The organism is Bradyrhizobium sp. RT6a, from assembly GCF_040547675.1.
Classification (GTDB): domain Bacteria; phylum Pseudomonadota; class Alphaproteobacteria; order Rhizobiales; family Xanthobacteraceae; genus Bradyrhizobium.
This window is the reverse complement of record NZ_JBEPQC010000001.1, coordinates 1,099,295-1,117,426: the sequence shown is the minus strand read 5'-3', so window position 1 is coordinate 1,117,426 and position 18,132 is coordinate 1,099,295. Positions and strand designations below refer to the sequence as shown.

Below are 18,132 nucleotides of genomic sequence, written 5' to 3'. Positions count from 1 at the left end.
CGCACACGCGTTCATTACAAAAGTTTAACCCCGCCGCCAGCGCACGGTAAGGCGGCAGCCCCCATCTTCAGGTCCGTAAGGTGCCGCCGTCAGGTACCAAATGGATTTCAAGGCCCTGGAGATCTCTGCATGACCGACCGTTCCGACCTCTCGAACCTTCCGTCCTACCGGCAGCCCCGCCGGTCCGTTTTCTCGGCCCGCAAGATCGCGCTGATGGCCTCGGTCGTCGCCGGCCTCGGCGCCGCCGTCTACGGCTTCGGCACGTCGACCTCGCCGGCCGACCTGTTCTCAAGCCCGGCGCATGCACAGGTCAACAACGAGGTCCGCAAGGTCGAACGTCCCGTCGGTTTCGCCGATGTGGTCGAGCGCGTGAAGCCCTCGGTGATTTCGGTGAAGGTCAACATGAAGGAGAAGTCCGCGAGCAACGATGACGGCGATGACGCGCAGTCGCCGTTCCAGCCGGGCTCGCCGATGGAGCGGTTCTTCCGCCGCTTCGGCGGTCCGGATGGCATGCCGGGCCTGAAGGGTGGTGGCGGTCGTGGCCGCGTCGTGCAGGGCCAGGGCTCCGGCTTCTTCATCTCGGCTGATGGCTTCGCCGTGACCAACAACCACGTGGTCGACGGCGCCGACAAGGTCGAAGTTACCACCGACGACGGCAAGACCTACACCGCCAAGGTGATCGGCACCGACCAGCGCACCGACCTCGCCCTGATCAAGGTCGAGGGCAGCTCGAACTTCCCGTTCGCGAAGCTTGCCGAGGGCAAGCCGCGGATCGGCGACTGGGTGCTCGCGGTCGGCAACCCGTTCGGCCTCGGCGGCACCGTGACTGCTGGCATCGTTTCGGCCAGCGGCCGCGACATCGGCAACGGCCCCTATGACGATTTCATCCAGATCGACGCGCCCGTGAACAAGGGCAATTCCGGCGGTCCGGCTTTCGACACCAACGGTGAGGTGATGGGCGTCAACACCGCGATCTACTCGCCTTCCGGCGGCAGCGTCGGCATCGCGTTCTCGATTCCCGCGAGCACTGTGAAGAGCGTGGTTGCGCAGCTCAAGGACAAGGGCTCGGTCAGCCGCGGCTGGATCGGCGTGCAGATTCAGCCGGTGACATCCGACATCGCCGACAGCCTTGGCATGAAGAAGGCCGAAGGTGCGCTGGTTGCAGAGCCGCAGGCGAATGGTCCGGCCGCCAAGGCCGGCATCGAGTCCGGTGACGTGATCACGTCGGTCAACGGCGAACCGGTCAAGGACGCACGCGAGCTCGCCCGTACCATTGGCGGCCTGGCGCCCGGCGCGACCGTGAAGCTCAACGTGCTGCACAAGGGCCAGGACAAGGTGGTGAACCTCACCCTCGGCCAGCTGCCGAACACGATCGAGGCCAAGGCGGACATCGATAAGGACAGCGGCAAGGGCGCGAGCCGCGGCACCGACGTGCCTAAGCTTGGCATGACCGTCGCGCCCGCCGATTCCGTGGCCGGTGCCGGCAAGGAAGGCGTCGTGATCACCGAAGTCGATCCGAAGAGCGCGGCTGCCGAACGCGGCTTCAAGGAAGGTGACGTGATTCTCGAAGTCGGCGGCAAGAGCGTGAGCACCGCCGGCGAAGTCCGCGACGCCATCAACACGGCGCGGACCGACAACAAGAACAGCGTCCTGATGCGGGTGAAGAGCGGCGGCCAGTCGCGCTTCGTCGCCGTGCCCATCGCCAAGGGTTAACCAAGGGCTGACCCAGGGCCAGGCCTCAGGAGGCCTCCGAGATGAAGGGTGTCGCCGGCATCAGTCGCCCCCGCCGACGGCGCCCTTCGGGGGAGCAGCGCAACGTTTGCTTCCCCTGTCTACCTTCCGGTGGAATACGCCCCCCTCCGTCGGAAGGCCTAGGGCGGTGAAGTCCCCCCAGCTTCACCGCCCGCCTTTTTCTCGACGCCAGAGTCTCTCACTCGGCTTGCATGCGATTGCCGCTCGCGCCATGTTTAGAGAAGGTTCACTCCCTTGACCGTTGCCGAACGCACGATGCGCCTCCTCATCATCGAAGACGACCGCGAATCCGCCGACTACCTCGTGAAGGCGTTTCGCGAGGTCGGGCACATTGCCGACCACGCCGCGGACGGTGAGGAAGGCCTCGCCATGGCCGAGAACGGCGATTACGACGTGCTGGTAGTCGACCGCATGCTGCCCAAGCGCGACGGCCTGTCGGTGATCGGCGCGCTCCGCGACAAGGACGATTCGACTCCGGTGCTGATTCTCTCCGCGCTCGGCCAGGTCGACGACCGCATCAAGGGCCTGCGCGCCGGCGGCGACGACTATCTGCCGAAGCCCTATTCCTTCGCCGAGCTGTTGGCCCGCGTCGAGGTGCTGTCGCGCCGCCGCGGCGGTCCGGCCGAGGACACGCTGTACCGCGTCGGCGATCTCGAGCTCGACCGGCTCTCCCACCGCGTTGCGCGCGGCAAGGACGAGTTGACGCTGCAGCCGCGCGAATTCCGCCTGCTCGAATATTTGATGAAGCATGCGGGCCAGGTGGTGACCCGCACCATGCTGCTGGAGAACGTCTGGGACTATCATTTCGATCCGCAGACCAACGTGATCGACGTGCACATTTCGCGGCTGCGCTCCAAGATCGACAAGGGTTTTGAGCGGCCGCTGCTGCACACCATTCGCGGCGCGGGATATATGATCCGTGACGGCATTCGGTAAACTCGTCCGCACCACGGCATTCCGGCTGACGCTGGTCTATCTGCTGTTGTTCGCGATGTTCGCGGCCTCGCTGCTGGCCTATTTCGCCTGGAATACGCGGCGGCTGATCACCGAGGAAATCACGCAGACGGTCAATGCCGAGACGTCGGAGATCAACGAGATCTACGGCCGCCGCGGCTTACGTGCTCTCGTGCTCGCGATCGAGTACCGGGCGTTGCGGCCGGGCGCCAACCTCTATCTGGTGACGACGCCGACGGGCCAGTCGATCGCCGGCAATGTCGGCTCGCTGGCGCCCGGCGTGATGGCGACGCGCGGCTGGTCGGAGACCGCCTACCGGCGGATCGAGGATGCCGATGATCGGGACCATCTTGCGCTCGTTCGCGTCACCGAATTGGAAAACGGCTTCCGGCTTCTGATCGGACGCGATCTGGCCGAGCGGCGACGGCTGTTCGGCATCGTGGCGAAGGCCGCGCAATGGTCGATCCTGATCGTCGTTGTGCTCGGCCTGGGCGGCGGCATCTTCGTGGCGCGCAGGGTGCTCAGGCGCATCGATGCGATGAGTGGCACGGCCCATCGCATCATGACCGGCGATCTCAGCGAACGCCTGCCGGTGGGGCGTAGCGGCGACGAGCTCGACCGCCTCGCCGAAAATCTCAACGCCATGCTGGAGCGTATCGAAGCGTTGATGGCGGGATTGAAGGAGGTCTCCGACAATATCGCCCATGACCTCAAGACGCCGCTGACGCGCTTGCGTAACCGCGCCGAGGAGGCGCTGGCGAAATCGGGCGGCGAGGGAGATTACCGCGCCGCGCTGGAACGGACCATCGAGGAATCCGACGGGCTGATCCGCACCTTCAACGCGCTTCTGATGATCGCGCGCGCCGAGTCAGGGCAGGCGCGCGGCAACATGGATGATTTCGACGCCGCCGACGTCGCCAACGGTATTCACGAGCTCTACGAGCCGCTGGCTGAAGACGACGGCATGACCTTGAAGGTCAGGTGCGAGCCGACGCCGGTTCACGCCAACCGCGAGTTGATCAGCCAGGCTCTCGCCAATCTTGTCGAGAATGCGATCAAATACGGCAAGCCGGCCGCGCAGCCGGCGGGAACTGTGGTCAGCATGGAGGGCAGGCAGATCACGATCGAATCGAGGCGCGAGGGCGATCAGGTGCTCCTCAGCGTCACCGATCGCGGTCCCGGCATCCCCGAAGCCGACCGCAAGCATGTGGTGGAACGATTCGTGCGGCTGGAAGTGAGCCGCACGCTGCCTGGATCCGGCCTCGGCCTCAGTCTCGCCTCCGCGGTCGCGACATTGCATGGTGGTGAGTTGAGGTTGGGTGACGCCCAGCCCGGGCTTGTCGCCACGCTGGTACTGCCGGCGCGAGCGGGGGTCGGCGACAGGGTTGCTCCGCCAATGCAGGATGTGCCACAGAAGGTGGCATGAACCATTCCGCGCCGGGAAACGCGGACAAGCATGGTGAGAGACTTGCCGCACGCTTCGCGGAGGCTCCCCATATTGCCGCTTCCGTCACCGACCAAGGACGTTTTGAAAGCTGGCTGGCCGAGCTCGAGCCCGCGCAATTCACCCGTCTTGAAGCGCTGTTGGCTCAGCCCTTCGCGCGGGACATCCTGGCCGGCATCGCGGAATTCTCGCCTTATCTGTTCGAGCTGGTGCGCGCTGATCCACAGCGCCTGATCCGGCTGCTGGAATGCGATCCGGATGCGCATCTCGCCGCGCTGGTCGCGGAGGCGAACGGCGCCGTGCTAGCGGCATCCGATGAAGCCGAGGTGATGCGGCTGCTTCGCCGCATGAAGGCGGAGGCCGCGCTGCTGATCGCACTGTGCGACATCGGCGGGGTCTGGCCGGTGATGCGGGTGACCGCAGCGCTCACCGATGTCGCGGTGTCCTCGGTGCGGGCGGCGCTTCAATACCTCCTGCGGCAGGAAGCCGCACGTGGCAAGCTCTTGCCGTCCAATCCCGAGGCGCCGGAGGAGGGCTGCGGGCTGATCGTGCTTGCGATGGGCAAGATGGGCGCAGGCGAGCTGAACTATTCCAGCGACATCGATCTCATCGTGTTCTTCGATCCCGACCATACGACGCTGGCCGCGGATATCGAACCCCAGCCATTCTTCGTGAGGGTGACGCAGGGGATGGCACGCATTCTCCAGCAGCGCACCTATGACGGCTATGTCTTCCGCGTCGATCTGCGCCTGCGTCCCGATCCGTCCTCGACGCAGGTGGCGATTTCGCGCGACGCCGCGCTGAACTATTATGAGCGGGAAGGGCGTACCTGGGAGCGCGCCGCGATGATCAAGGCGCGAGCCTGCGCCGGCGATCCCAAGGCGGGTAAGGCGCTGCTCGCGGAGATCGCGCCCTTCGTCTGGCGCAAGCATCTCGACTTCGCCGCGCTTGCCGACGTTCACGACATGAAGCGACAGATGCAGACCTATCGCGGCCAGAGCGAGGTTGCGGTCGAAGGGCATAACGTGAAGGTCGGGCGCGGCGGAATCCGCGAGATCGAGTTCTTCGCCCAGACCCAGCAATTGATCGCCGGGGGGCGACATCCCGAGTTGCGCGTGCGGCCGACGCTCGCCGCGCTTGGCGTGCTCGCTTCCAGCAACTGGATCACATTTGCGGCGCGTGACGAACTGACCACGGCGTACCAATTCCTGCGCCGGGTCGAGCATCGCCTCCAGATGATCGCCGACGAGCAGACCCACACGCTGCCCGAGGATAAGGAGGCGGTCGAGCGTTTCGCCTGGTTCTTCGGCTATCCGGATCGCGAGGCCTTTGCCCGCGACCTTTTACGCCAGCTCGAGATCGTCCAGGGCCACTACGAAAAACTTTTCGAGGGCGACGATCCGACCGGCACGGCCAAGCTTCCGGCGCTCGACTACAGTGCGGGTCCCGACGATCCGCGGCTGCTTCAGCATCTGGCGACGCTAGGCTTCAAGAAGCCTGCCGCCGTCGCGCAGACCGTGCGCGACTGGATCACTGGCGAGTACCGCGTCTTCCGCGTCGAGGCGACGCGCAACGCATTCGTCGAGTTCGTGCCGGCCCTGATCGACGGTCTCGCTCATGCCGAGGAGCCGGATCGGGCCGTCGTGGCGTTCGACCATTTCCTTGGGGCGCTCCAGCGCGGCGGCCGGCTGATCACGCTGCTCGGTCAGAACCGCGATCTCGTCGCGCTCGTGGCCCTGGTGCTGGGCGCGGCGCCCCGGCTCGGCGAGATGCTGGCGCGGCAGCCGCAGCTCATGGACGGCCTGATCGATCCGCGCTTCTTCGGCGCCATGCCCGACCGGCAGGAATTGTCGGGGCGGCTCGCGAGTACAGTGCAGGACGCCGGCTCTTACGAAGAGTTTCTCGACCGCCTGCGCCTCTTCGGGCAGGAGAGCCTGTTCCTGATCGGTACGCGAATTCTCTCGGGCACGGTCTCGGCGCAGCAGGCGAGCACCGCATTTGCCGACGTCGCCGAGGGCATCGTGCATACCGTGCATGGTCTCGTCGCCGACCGCTTCGCCGCCCAGCACGGCCGGATCAGGGGCCAGGAGACCGCGATCATCGCGATGGGCCGGCTCGGTAGCCGCGAGATGACCGCGTCGTCCGATCTCGACCTGATCCTGCTTTACGATTTCGACAGCGACAATCCGGACTCCGACGGTGCGAAGTCATTGCAAGGTGCTCACTATTTCGCGCGCTTCACCCAGCGCCTGATCAGCGCGTTCACGACGCGCACCAATTACGGGGTGCTCTACGAGATCGACATGCGGCTGCGCCCCTCGGGACGTGCCGGCCCCGTGGCCTCGAGCCTCGTCTCGTTCGCGGACTACCAGGCAAACGAGGCCTGGACCTGGGAGCACATGGCGCTGACGCGCGCGCGCGTCGTGTCGGGTTCGCCCGAATTCCGGCAACGGATCGAGCGCGTCATCCGCGATGTCCTGACCCGCCGCCGCGACGCCGGAATCACCGCCAACGATGTTGCCGATATGCGGCGTGCGATCGCCCAGGAGAAGGGCGAAGCTGATTGCTGGGACCTCAAATATGCGGCCGGCGGCATGGTCGACATCGACTTCATCGCGCAATATCTCCAGCTCGTGCATGCTCACGAGAAACCGGAGATTCTCGACGTCGCCACGACGCAGGTGCTGGAAAATGCATGCAGGCTCGGCGTGCTCGCACAATCGGAGACCGAGATATTGCGTGCCGCAGCGCGGCTCTATCACGATTTGACGCAGATCCTGCGGCTCTGCGTCAACGATCGGTTCAAGCCGGAAACCGCGGGCACCGACCTCCTGCGCGTGATGGCACGCGCGGGCGATGCGCCGCATTTCTCCTCGCTGGAGGCGCGCGTGAAGGAGACGCAGAGCGAGGTGCGCCGCGTCTTCAGGGCGCTGCTGGAAGGGACGTCGTCGGCTTCAGCGAAGTGAGTGCCTCAAGCACGTTCGGCTCGAGGCCCGCGCCGCCGGCGTCGAGATGGGCGAAGATCGCGCGCTTCATCCGCGGATCCCAGAACTTCTTGATGTGGTCGGCGATCCCCGGCACGGCCTTGTCGTGACCCTGACTCCGGAAGAACGTGCCGATCTGGTTGGCCATGTAGATCAGGCGGTCAGGCGACATCGGCAACCTCCGTGGCATGACGGGCGACAACCCGGCCGCCATGCGAAAATACTTCGAACCCGTCCTGGCGGGCAATGGCAATCAGCGTGATGCCGGCGGCCTCCGCGGTGCGCACCGCAAGTGCGGTCGGCGCGGAGACGGCGACCATCACCGGCGCGCCGATGGCGGCGGTCTTCTGCACCATCTCGACCGAGACACGACTTGTCAGCAGGACCATGCCGGCGCTTGCGTCCGTCCGGCTCCGCGCCAGAGAGCCGGCAAGCTTATCGAGCGCGTTGTGGCGGCCGACGTCCTCGCGGAGCGCCACAATGCCATGCGATGGCGACCAGAACGCCGCGGCGTGAACCGCGCGCGTCTGCATGTTGATCGATTGCAGCGGGGCGATGGCCTGCATCGCAGTCATGATCTGTTGCGGCGTGAAGCTGTGCCCGTGCGGCACGACAGCGGCAGGGCGCACGGCCTCCGCGATCGAGTCGATGCCGCAAATGCCGCAGCCGGTCGGGCCGGCGATGTGGCGGCGGCGCTCGCTGATGCGCGCGGCATCCTCCGACGCAAGCCACATGCGCAGCTCGATGCCCTCGTCTAGGCGGACCACCTCGAGTGACTTGATGTCATCAACGGATTTGATGATGCCTTCATCCAGGCTGAAGCCAACCGCAAAATCCTCGAGGTTCTGCGGCGTTCCCATCATGACGGCGTAGGTGCCGCCATTGTAGGTCAGCGCCAGCGGCGTCTCCTCCGGGATCAACCGCGCTCCTTCGGACGCGACACCGTCGCGCCAGATCTCACGGTCGATAGCCTGGACCGGCACGTGCATGCCGCTACTCCGCGGCCTCGGCCGGCGCGATGCGGCGGGAATGCCGCGCCTGCGCGTCGTAGGCCTTCTGCCAGTCAGACGGGCCGTTCGACGGCGAAATCTGCACCGCCGTGACCTTGTATTCGGGGCAGTTGGTCGCCCAGTCCGAATAGTCGGTTGTGATGACGTTGGCCTGCGTGTCCGGATGGTGGAACGTGGTGTAGACGACGCCCGGCGCGACGCGATCGGTGATCTCCGCACGCAGCGTGGTCTCGCCGGCGCGGCTCTTCAGCCGCACCCAGTCCCCGTCGCGCACGCCACGCTGTTCGGCATCGTGCGGATGGATCTCCAGCCGATCCTCGGCATGCCAGACCACGTTTTCGGTGCGCCGGGTCTGCGCGCCGACATTGTACTGGCTGAGAATGCGGCCCGTGGTGAGCAGCAGCGGATAGCGCGGGCCGGTGCGTTCGTCGGTCGCGACATATTCGGTGACGACGAACTTGCCCTTGCCACGGACGAAGCCGTCGATATGCATCACCGGCGTGCCCTCAGGCGCCTTTTCGTTGCAGGGCCACTGCACCGAGCCGAGCTCGTCGAGCTTGGCATAGGAGACGCCGGCGAAGGTCGGGGTCAGCGCCGCGATCTCGTCCATGATCTCGGAAGGATGGCTGTAGGTCATCTCGAAGCCCATGGCCTTGGCAAGGCCGATGGTGACCTCCCAGTCGGCGAGGCCGTTCTTCGGCGTCATCACCTTGCGGACGCGCTGGATGCGGCGCTCGGCGTTGGTAAAGGTGCCGTCCTTCTCGAGGAAGCTGGAGCCCGGCAGGAACACATGGGCGTAGTTCGCGGTCTCGTTCAGGAAGAGGTCGTGGACGATGACGCATTCCATCGCCGACAGTGCCGCCACCACATGCTTGGTGTTGGGATCAGATTGCAGGATGTCCTCGCCCTGCACGTAGATCCCCATGAACGTGCCTTCGACCGCGGCGTCGAACATGTTGGGAATGCGCAGGCCGGGCTCGGGGTTAAGCTTGACGTTCCACAGCGCCTCGAACTGGTCACGCACGGCATCGCCTGAGATGTGGCGATAGCCGGGAAGCTCGTGCGGGAACGAGCCCATGTCGCAGGAGCCCTGCACGTTGTTCTGGCCGCGCAGCGGGTTCACGCCGACGCCGGGGCGACCGATATTGCCTGTGGCCATCGCGAGGTTCGCGATCGCAATCACGGTGGTCGAGCCCTGGCTGTGCTCGGTGACGCCGAGACCGTAATAGATCGCGCCATTGCCGCCGGTGGCGTAGACGCGCGCTGCTTGGCGCAGATCGTTCGGATCGACGCCGGTGAGGATGGCGGTGGCTTCCGGGCTGTTGTTCGGCTGGGCGACGAACGCCGCCCATTCCTCGAACTCGCTCCAGTCGCAGCGTTCGCGCACGAAGGCTTCGTCGACGAGACCTTCGGTGACGATCACATGCGCCAGTGCCGTCATCACCGCAACGTTGGTGCCGGGCATCAGCGGCAGGTGCAGCGCCTTCACATGCGGCGATTCGACCATCTCAGTGCGGCGCGGATCGATCACGATCAGCTTGGCGCCCTGGCGCAGTCGCTTCTTCAGGCGGGAGGCGAACACCGGATGGGCCGAAGCGGGGTTGGCACCGATGACGACGACAACGTCGGTGTCCTCGACCGAGTCGAAATCCTGCGTGCCGGCGGAGGTACCGAACGTAGTCGAGAGGCCATAGCCGGTCGGGGAGTGGCAGACGCGGGCGCAGGTGTCGACATTGTTGTTGCCGAAGCCGGCGCGGATCAGCTTCTGCACCAAATAGGTTTCTTCATTGGTGCAGCGGGACGAGGTGATGCCGCCGATGGCGTCGCGGCCGTATTCCTTCTGGATCCCGCGCATCCTTTCGGCGGCAAACGAGAACGCCTCGTCCCACGACACTTCGCGCCAGGGATCCTCGATCCGCTCGCGGATCATCGGGTTGAGGATGCGCTCCTTGTGGTTTGTGTACCCCCAGGCGAAGCGGCCCTTGACGCAGGAATGGCCGCGATTGGCCTTGCCGTCCTTGTACGGCACCATGCGGACGACTTCCTCGCCGCGCATCTCGGCCTTGAAGGCGCAGCCGACGCCGCAATAGGCGCAGGTGGTGACGACCGAGTGTTCGGGCTGGCCGATCTCGATCACGGATTTCTCGGTCAGCGTCGCGGTCGGGCAGGCCTGCACGCACGCGCCGCAGGAGACGCATTCGGAGCCGAGGAAGCTCTCGCTCATGCCGGGCGAGACGCGGCTGTCGAAGCCGCGGCCGGAGATCGTGAGCGCGAAGGTGCCTTGCACCTCCTCGCAGGCGCGGACGCAGCGCGAGCAGACGATGCACTTGGAGGGATCGTAGGTGAAGTACGGGTTGGACTCGTCCTTCGGCATCCAGGCGGCGTTGATCTCGCCATTGGACTTGCCGGGTGTCTTGGCGAAGACGTGGTTCTCGCCCTCATAGCCGTAACGCACGTCGCGCAGGCCTACGGCGCCCGCCATGTCCTGCAACTCGCAATCACCGTTGGCACCGCAGGTGAGGCAGTCGAGCGGATGGTCGGAGATGTAGAGCTCCATCACGCCCTTGCGCAGCTTCTTGAGCCGTTCGCTCTGGGTGTGCACGATCAGGCCGGACATGACAGGCGTGGTACAGGAGGCCGGCGTTCCGGCGCGGCCCTCGATCTCGACGACGCAAAGGCGACACGAGCCGAACGCATCAACCATGTCGGTCGCGCAGAGTTTCGGGATCTGATGGCCAGCGTCCATCGCCGCTCGCATGATCGAGGTGCCCTCGGGCACCGTGACCTGGTTGCCGTCGATTGTTAGCGTGACCATTGTTTCCGATTTCGAGCGCGGTGTACCGAAGTCGATTTCTTCGATCAGAGACATTGTCGTTCTCCTATTCCGCGGCCTGAAGCGTGGTCGGGGCCGGGACGAAATCCTCCCGGAAGTGCTTCAATGCGCTGAGCACGGGGTAGGGCGTGAAGCCGCCGAGCGCGCAGAGCGAGCCGAATTTCATGGTGTTGCAGAGATCTTCGACGAGTGCGAGGTTTTCGCTAACGCGTTCGCCGTTGATGATCTTCTCGATGGTCTCGACGCCGCGGGTCGATCCGATCCGGCACGGCGTGCACTTGCCGCAGGATTCGATGGCGCAGAACTCCATGGCGAAACGCGCCTGCTTGCGCATGTCGACACGATCGTCGAACACGACGATACCGCCATGGCCGATCAGGCCGTCGCGCGCGGCGAAGGCCTCGTAGTCGAACGGTGTGTCGAACAGCGCGCGCGGGAAGTAGGCGCCCAAGGGACCACCGACCTGCACCGCGCGGACCGGACGGCCCGTGAACGTGCCGCCGCCGATGTCGTCGACGAGCTCGCCGAGCGTCACGCCGAACGCCGTCTCGAACAGCCCGCCGTGGCGGATGTTGCCGGCGAGCTGGATCGGCATCGTGCCGCGCGAGCGGCCCATACCGAAATCGGCATAGGCCTTGGCGCCCTCGGCCAGGATGAAGGGGATGGCGGCGAACGACAGCACGTTGTTGATGACGGTCGGCTTGCCGAACAGGCCGTGATGCGCGGGCAGTGGCGGCTTTGCGCGCACGATGCCACGACGGCCTTCGAGGCTTTCCAGCAGCGAGGTCTCTTCGCCGCAAACGTAAGCACCGGCACCGACCCGCACTTCGAGATCGAAGCTGTGCTTGGAGCCACCGATGTTCACGCCGAGATAGCCGCCGCGCTTGGCAGCCTGGATGGCCGCATTCATCGCCTCGACGGCATGCGGATATTCGCTGCGGATGTAGATGTAGCCCTTGGTCGCGCCGACGGTGATCCCCGCGGTCGTCATGCCCTCGATGACGAGAAAGGGATCGCCTTCCATGATCATGCGGTCGGCGAAGGTGCCGCTGTCGCCTTCGTCGGCGTTGCAGACGATGAACTTGCGATCCGCTTTCGTCTGCGCGACCGTCTTCCACTTGATGCCGGTCGGGAAGCCTGCGCCGCCGCGGCCGCGCAGGCCGGACGCGGTCACTTCATTGAGGATCGCTTCCGAGCCGAGCGAGAGCGCGCGCTCCAGGCCCTTGTAGCCGCCATGGGCGCGGTAGTCGTCGAGCGAGCGCGGGTCGATCACGCCGCAGCGCGCGAAGGTCAGGCGGGTCTGGCGCTTGAGCCAGGGGATCTCGTCGGTGGCCCCAAGCCGCAGCAGATGCGGCGTGTTGCTCGCGAGCGCGTCGAGCAGGGAGGGCACATCGGTCTCGGTCACAGGGCCGAACGCGATCCGGCCCTGCGGCGTCGCGACTTCGACCAGCGGCTCGAGCCAGTACAGGCCGCGCGAGCCGGTCCTGACGATCTCGATGGCAATGCCACGCTTGGCTGCAGCCTGCTCCAGCGCCAGCGTGACTTCGTCGGCGCCGACCGCAAGCGCACCCGCATCGCGAGAGACATATAGACGGATGCTCATCGCTGCGCCTCCGCAACGAGAGCATCGATGCGCTTTTCATCGAGTCGGCCGATCAGCCGGCCGTCGAGCATCGCGGACGGCGCGGTTGCGCACAGTCCGAGGCAGTAGATCGGCTCCAGCGTGACGCGGTCATCGGCCGTGGTGTGGCCGAGCGAGACGCCAAGCTTCGCCTCCGCACGCGCAGCCAGCGCGTCGCCGCCCGCCGCCTGACAGGCCTCCGCGCGGCAAAGTTTCAGCACATGGCGACCGGCCGGCTTGTGGCGGAAATCATGATAGAACGTGAACACGCCATGCACTTCGGCGCGGGACAGGTTGAGCGCCTGCGCCACCATGGGAATGGCTGCCGCCGGCACGTAGCCGAACGCCTCCTGGAGCGCGTGCAGGATCACCAGCGTCGCGCCTTCCTGCTTGCTGTGTTCGGCGATGATCTCGGCGCCGCGCGTTTCGTCCCAAGGCTCAAAAACCGCTGTCATTCTTCGTTCTCAACCGGAGCGTCTGCTCAGGGCAAACTATTTGGAATCGTTCGAAGATCAATAAAGCTGTCTCATGCTGCGATTGCGGATTCCGATCGATTTGCGATGGCAATCATTCGATTTGGAATTGCGATTGGAGCCGTCCGCCGGGCGGTTTTTGCGTGTTGGGAGGGGGAGGGCATGCTAGCTTGCATGCCACCACACGATCCGGGGGACGAACGGTTGCTCGACAAGCTTGAACTGCTGCTGGCGCTGGCGAAGGAACGGCATTTCGGCCGGGCTGCCGAAATGTGCGGCGTGACGCAACCGACGATGTCGACCGGGCTGAAGCAGCTCGAGGAGATCCTCGGCGTGATGCTGGTCCAGCGCGGCTCCCGTTTCCAGGGTTTTACGCCGGAAGGCGAGCGGGCGCTGGATTGGGCGCGGCGGATCGTCGGCGATGCCCGCGCGATGCGTGATGAGATCAACGGGCTGAAGCATCAGCTCTCCGGCGAGATCCGTATTGCCGCAATCCCTACCGTGCTGGGCATGGTCGCCGCGCTGACGACGCCGTTCCGTGCCAGGCATCCCGAGGTGCGTTTCCGCATCCAGTCCACCACCTCATCGGAGGTGCTGGGGTTGCTCGAGAATCTCGAGGTGGATGCGGGGCTGACCTATATCGAGAACGAGCCGATCGGTAAGGTGCGCACCATCCCGCTCTACAGCGAGAGCTATCGTCTGCTCACCGCGCCGGATGGAATGTTCGGCGATCGCGAGACGGTGACGTGGAAGGAGGTCGGGCAGGTGCCGCTGTGCCTGCTGACACCCGACATGCAGAACCGCCGCATCATCGACCGCGCGTTACGTTCGGTCGGCGCCGAGGCGACGCCGACCTTGACCTCGAATTCGCTGCTCGTGCTGTTCACGCATGTGAAAACGGGACGCTGGGCCAGCGTGATGCCGGCCAAGCTCGCCGAGACGCTCGGCCTTTCCGATACCGTGCGATCGATCCCGATCACCGATCCCGATGTCAATTACAGCATCGGCATGGTGATCCCGCAGCGTGATCCGATGACGCCGCTGATTGCGGCGCTGGTCAACGTCGCGCGGGAAGTCGCGCCGTCGCTGCAATCGTAGCAATCAAGCCGCGGCCGATATTCCGGACGCCGACTTGATCGCGTCGCGGGGCAGGGTGACGCGCACGACGGTGCCGACCTCGAGCTTGGAGCGCAGCCGCATCGAGCCGCCATGAAGCTGCGCCAGTGAGCGGGCGATCGCCAGCCCCAGTCCCGAGCCGTGATAGGTCTTGGTGAGCTGGCTCTCGACCTGCTCGAACGGGCGGCCGAGCCGCGCCAGCGAATGCGGCGCGATGCCGATGCCGGTGTCGGCGATCATCAGTACGATCCTGTCGTCGAGCTGCCGGCTGCGCACCACGATGCGTCCGCCGTCGGGCGTGAACTTCACGGCGTTGGAGAGCAAATTGACGATGATCTGCTTGGTGGCGCGGCGGTCAGCGACGACGGAGATGGACTTTGCAATGTCGGCGTCGAGCGTCAGGTGCTTGTCCTGCGCGCGGCCGGTGACGACCCGGAGGGATTCCGCCAGCGTTTGCGCCAGGTCGAGCTCTTCCATGTCGAGCTTCATGCGGCCCGCCTCGATCTTGGACATGTCGAGGATGTCGTTGATGACTTCGAGCAGATAATGCCCGCTGGTCAGGATGTCGTGGCAGTATTCCTGGTACTTCTCCGAGCCGAGTTCGCCGAACATGCCCGAGCCCATGATCTCGGAGAAGCCGATGATCGCGTTCAGCGGCGTACGCAGCTCGTGGCTCATATTGGCGAGGAATTTCGACTTGGTCTGGTTGGCTTCCTCGGCGCGGGTCTTCTCACGCTGGTATTTCTCGGCGAGATCGGCGAGTTCGCCGGCCTGGCGTTCCAGGGCTGCCTGCGAGCGCTTGAGGTCGATTACGGTGGCGCGCAGGCGCAGATCGTTGTCGACCAGCTTCTGCTCGTGCTCCTTGATGCGGGTGATGTCGGTGCCGACCGAGACGTAGCCGCCGTCCTTGGTGCGGCGCTCGCTGATGTGCAACCAGCTGCCGTCATCGAGCTGCGCCTCGAAGGTGCGCGCGCCGGGCCCCTGGCTCGCAGTCTCGTTGTGCCGGGTGCGGACCTCGGGCATGCGGCCGACCTCGAGCACGGTCTCGTAGGAGGTGCCGGGGATAACGGCGCTGTCGGGCAGCTTGTGCAGGCGCTGGAAGTGCGAATTGCAGAGCACCAGGCGGTCGCTCGCATCCCACAGCACGAAGGCTTCGGGAATGGTCTCGATCGCGTCGCGCAGGCGCAGATCGGCTTCCACGGTCCGCTCGGCGAGGCTCTTCTGCTCGGTGATGTCGACGGCGATCCCAATCAGGTGAACGCTGGAGTCGGTCGCGCCGCTGGTTTTTTCGCAGCGGACGCGGAGCCAGATCCAGTGGCCGTCGACATGCTGCATGCGGAAGGTCTGGTCGATGTGGTCGATCTTCTCGGAGATGAGCTGGTCGGCGATCTCGAACAGGTCAATGTCGTCGGACTTCACCAGCGCGTTGACCTCGCCGAAGGTGAGGAGCTCGTTGCGGCCGTCGAGGCCGAGCATCGAAAACATCGACTGGGACCAGAAGATGCGGCCGCGCGACAGGTCCCAGTCCCACAGTCCGCAGCGGCCGCGGTTGAGCGCGGTATCGATCCGGCCGCGCACGGCGTCGTTGATCAGGTCGCCCTCGCGGGCACGGGTGGACTGCCAGTGGAAGGCGAAGCCGAGGATCAGGACCACGAAACCGGTGGTGGCCGACAGCGTCACCGACAGCGCGGCGTCCGAGCCCCAGATCGGCTCGTTGCGCTCCTGGATCACGGTCACGAAGCCGGGCAGCGACTTGATCTGCCGCGAGGTCGCCATCGCGGCATTGCCGTTCGGCAGCGTCATGTCGGAGATGTTGCCGTCGCGCGGCGGCGCCGCCAGCAGTTGCGCCGTCGTGATTGCGTCGAGCAGGCGGTCGTTGCCCGAGGGATCGCTGTCGACCGGGATACGGGCGAGGATACGGCGATCGAGTCCGGCCGAGGTGACGATGACGTGGCGGCCCGAGGCGGTGCCCCAGGACGGAATGAGATCGGGCAGCAGCGCCGGCAGGCTCTCGATGTTCTTCAGCCGCTCCTGTCGCGCGGAGGTGAGGCGGTCGATCCGCTCGGCGAGCAGGTCGGCGAGCGCCGAGATGTCGTGGCGGATCACCAGTCGCTTCTGGCGCGTCTGGTCGACGACCTGCACGAATGCGCCGAGGCAGATCGTGATCAGGAACGCGATGATGAGCGTCGGCACGGCACGGCGCAGCGCTGGCTCCGCGATCAGGAGCCGATGATAGGCAGGTTTCGCGATCGATTGCGCCAATCCTTTGATCGAATCGGATTGGACGCACGCGTTCGCGGCGTCTGCACGCGACATGCCTAAAGCCCCCTGGAAACCTGCTTGCAACTGGACTTCGGAAGCAGCCCCACATCGCTTCCGAATCATGGTCGATTTGAATCCAGTTTTCGCGGGCTGTCGAGAGTCAACGAATCGTTAACGCGAATTTATTCTTATCCAACGCGCAGTTTGCGTGATGCGCGTCCGCAAACTTACGTGCGCGGCGAGTCCGAAACGAGAACGTGTGACTCCTCGCACATTCTGCGTCACGCGCGCGGCGGTTCGGCGTGACTGATGACGCGCTTCACGCTGGGGAACGCGCGCCGCAACGCGCGCTCGATCGCGTCGACATGCTCGTGCACCCTGATCACGCTCATCGACGGCTCGGCGCGGCAGTGGAAGTTGACGATCTCGCCGGCATCGGTGTTGCGGACGCGGACATTGTGGATGTCGTGGATCTCGCCGCCGGCGGCATATTCCGTCAGGGCGGCGGCGATGGCCCGCACCCGTTCCGGTTCGGCGTCGACCCCGAACGGCAGTTCCGGTTCCAGCGGCTCGATATGGACGTCGACCTCGACGTCCGCGCCGAATTCTTCCTGGATGTTGCGTTCCAGCGTGTTGGCGACGTCATGGGCGGCGTCGAGCTGCATCCCGGCGTCGACCTCGAGGTCGATGCTGACGATCAGCTTGGCGCCGAGATCGTGCACAGTGACGTGGTGGATGGCGAGGCCCGAATTGTGTGCGATGACCATGATGCGGTCGCGCACGGTCTCGTTGTCGCGCGCCACGGGGACTGCGGTGAAGGTGAGGTCGGTATCGCCGAAGGCCTTCTCGACGGCTGCTTGCGCGTTGCGCTTGATGTCCTCGACCCGGTCGATGGGATAAGTCCGCGGCACCTTTGCGATCGTGTCGATAAACGTGGTTGCCCCGACCATGCGCACGCGGAGCCGCTCGACATCGATCACGCCCGGCACGCTGCGGATCGCGGCCGTGGCCGTCTCATGCGCGCCTTCCGGGGCGCGGTCGACCAGCGTCTGCACGGTCGAACCGGCCATGCGCAGGCCGAGCAGGGCGATCATCACGGCCACCGCGGCGGCGGCAGCCGCGTCGCCCCACCAGAAGCCGAGGCCGGCGAGGATCAGGCCCACGATCACGGCGAGCGAGCCCATCACGTCGGAGGCGAAATGCAGCGCGTCGGCGGCGAGCGCCTGGCTCCTGGTCTCCCGCGCAGCGCGGTGCAGGGCACGGGCGCGCCAGAGATTGACGACGATGTCGATCACCAGCACCACGAACGGCACGGCCGAAATGGTCGGCGGCGCGGTTCCCTCGCGCAGCCGGCTGTAGGACTCGACCAGGATGCCGCCGGCGAGCACATAGAGCAGGGCGGTGACGCCCAGCGCCGAGACGCTTTCGAGCTTGCCGTGGCCGTAATGATGCTCCTCGTCCGCCGGCTTGTCGGACACCCGCACCACGGCCCAGGTGATGATGGTCGCGACCAGGTCGATCGAGGAATGCAGCGCCTCAGAAATCAGCGCCAGCGAGCCGATCGCGATGCCGACCGCGAACTTGGCCGCCGCCATGCCGCCACTGGCGAAGATCGAGATCGCTGCGACCGAGGTCTTGTCGTGTTGGGAGCTCATGGCGGGGATTTAGCAGCCCAGGGGCGAA

At 65.5% G+C, this 18,132-nt stretch carries 12 protein-coding genes; 5 read left to right on the top strand and 7 right to left on the bottom strand.

The genetic code is table 11. The features are described from left to right. Positions 1-129 precede the first annotated feature (129 nt). From ABIC03_RS05420 to ABIC03_RS05405, 4 genes are all read left to right on the top strand, one after another. The gene (locus tag ABIC03_RS05420; protein ID WP_354056152.1) at positions 130-1,713 is read left to right on the top strand and encodes a Do family serine endopeptidase; all 1,584 of its coding nucleotides are present in this window, start codon (positions 130-132) and stop codon (positions 1,711-1,713) included. 294 nt (positions 1,714-2,007) lie between these two features. Further along, on the top strand, positions 2,008-2,688 hold the full coding sequence (locus tag ABIC03_RS05415; RefSeq protein ID WP_035969420.1) for a response regulator transcription factor: 681 nt from the start codon (positions 2,008-2,010) through the stop codon (positions 2,686-2,688). Further along, positions 2,672-4,132: a sensor histidine kinase gene (locus ABIC03_RS05410; protein WP_354056150.1), complete on the top strand. Its 1,461-nt coding sequence runs from the start codon at positions 2,672-2,674 to the stop codon at positions 4,130-4,132. Before ABIC03_RS05415 ends, ABIC03_RS05410 begins: the two co-directional genes overlap by 17 nt. Then, entirely contained in the window at positions 4,129-7,116 is a 2,988-nt protein-coding gene (locus ABIC03_RS05405; RefSeq protein ID WP_354056148.1) for a bifunctional [glutamine synthetase] adenylyltransferase/[glutamine synthetase]-adenylyl-L-tyrosine phosphorylase, read from the top strand. Before ABIC03_RS05410 ends, ABIC03_RS05405 begins: the two co-directional genes overlap by 4 nt. On the opposite strand, the gene ABIC03_RS05400 is transcribed toward ABIC03_RS05405, so the two are convergent. From ABIC03_RS05400 to ABIC03_RS05380, 5 genes are read right to left on the bottom strand one after another with little or no spacing between them, the layout of a single operon-like run. Continuing rightward, positions 7,073-7,306, bottom strand: coding sequence for a formate dehydrogenase subunit delta (locus ABIC03_RS05400; protein ID WP_275167731.1), 234 nt, complete (start codon positions 7,304-7,306; stop codon positions 7,073-7,075). The two genes, ABIC03_RS05405 and ABIC03_RS05400, sit on opposite strands and share 44 nt — an antisense overlap. After that, entirely contained in the window at positions 7,296-8,123 is an 828-nt protein-coding gene (gene fdhD, locus ABIC03_RS05395) for a formate dehydrogenase accessory sulfurtransferase FdhD (protein WP_354056146.1), read from the bottom strand. The genes ABIC03_RS05400 and fdhD overlap by 11 nt, the downstream gene beginning before the upstream one ends. Positions 8,124-8,127: 4 nt before the next feature. Continuing rightward, positions 8,128-11,013 (bottom strand): formate dehydrogenase subunit alpha, encoded by a 2,886-nt coding sequence (gene fdhF, locus ABIC03_RS05390; protein ID WP_354056144.1) that lies wholly within the window; start codon positions 11,011-11,013, stop codon positions 8,128-8,130. 10 nt (positions 11,014-11,023) lie between these two features. After that, positions 11,024-12,580 (bottom strand): formate dehydrogenase beta subunit, encoded by a 1,557-nt coding sequence (locus ABIC03_RS05385; protein WP_354056142.1) that lies wholly within the window; start codon positions 12,578-12,580, stop codon positions 11,024-11,026. Further along, the gene (locus ABIC03_RS05380; RefSeq protein WP_354056140.1) at positions 12,577-13,053 is read right to left on the bottom strand and encodes a formate dehydrogenase subunit gamma; all 477 of its coding nucleotides are present in this window, start codon (positions 13,051-13,053) and stop codon (positions 12,577-12,579) included. The genes ABIC03_RS05385 and ABIC03_RS05380 overlap by 4 nt, the downstream gene beginning before the upstream one ends. 222 nt (positions 13,054-13,275) lie before the next feature. On the opposite strand from ABIC03_RS05380, the gene ABIC03_RS05375 reads away from it, so the two are divergent. After that, positions 13,276-14,169: a LysR family transcriptional regulator gene (locus ABIC03_RS05375; RefSeq protein WP_275167726.1), complete on the top strand. Its 894-nt coding sequence runs from the start codon at positions 13,276-13,278 to the stop codon at positions 14,167-14,169. Between the two features lie 3 nt (positions 14,170-14,172). On the opposite strand, the gene ABIC03_RS05370 is transcribed toward ABIC03_RS05375, so the two are convergent. Together ABIC03_RS05370 and ABIC03_RS05365 are read right to left on the bottom strand one after the other, a co-directional pair. After that, positions 14,173-16,503, bottom strand: a complete 2,331-nt coding sequence (locus ABIC03_RS05370; RefSeq protein ID WP_027569134.1) for a PAS domain-containing sensor histidine kinase — start codon at positions 16,501-16,503, stop codon at positions 14,173-14,175. Positions 16,504-16,730: 227 nt separating this feature from the next. Beyond that, positions 16,731-18,104 carry a cation-efflux pump gene (locus ABIC03_RS05365; protein WP_354056137.1) on the bottom strand — a complete coding sequence of 458 codons (1,374 nt, stop codon included), beginning with the start codon at positions 18,102-18,104 and terminating at the stop codon, positions 16,731-16,733. Positions 18,105-18,132: the final 28 nt, after the last annotated feature.

What these genes read in the sequence shown, in the direction of transcription:
- ABIC03_RS05420 (WP_354056152.1), top strand. Translation starts at nt 130, where the DNA reads ATGACCGACCGTTCCGACCTCTCGAACCTTCCGTCCTACCGGCAGCCC.
- ABIC03_RS05415 (WP_035969420.1), top strand. Translation starts at nt 2,008, where the DNA reads ATGCGCCTCCTCATCATCGAAGACGACCGCGAATCCGCCGACTACCTC.
- ABIC03_RS05405 (WP_354056148.1), top strand. Translation starts at nt 4,129, where the DNA reads ATGAACCATTCCGCGCCGGGAAACGCGGACAAGCATGGTGAGAGACTT.
- ABIC03_RS05400 (WP_275167731.1), bottom strand. Translation starts at nt 7,306, where the DNA reads ATGTCGCCTGACCGCCTGATCTACATGGCCAACCAGATCGGCACGTTC.
- fdhD (WP_354056146.1), bottom strand. Translation starts at nt 8,123, where the DNA reads ATGCACGTGCCGGTCCAGGCTATCGACCGTGAGATCTGGCGCGACGGT.
- fdhF (WP_354056144.1), bottom strand. Translation starts at nt 11,013, where the DNA reads ATGTCTCTGATCGAAGAAATCGACTTCGGTACACCGCGCTCGAAATCG.
- ABIC03_RS05385 (WP_354056142.1), bottom strand. Translation starts at nt 12,580, where the DNA reads ATGAGCATCCGTCTATATGTCTCTCGCGATGCGGGTGCGCTTGCGGTC.
- ABIC03_RS05380 (WP_354056140.1), bottom strand. Translation starts at nt 13,053, where the DNA reads ATGACAGCGGTTTTTGAGCCTTGGGACGAAACGCGCGGCGCCGAGATC.
- ABIC03_RS05370 (WP_027569134.1), bottom strand. Translation starts at nt 16,503, where the DNA reads ATGTCGCGTGCAGACGCCGCGAACGCGTGCGTCCAATCCGATTCGATC.
- ABIC03_RS05365 (WP_354056137.1), bottom strand. Translation starts at nt 18,104, where the DNA reads ATGAGCTCCCAACACGACAAGACCTCGGTCGCAGCGATCTCGATCTTC.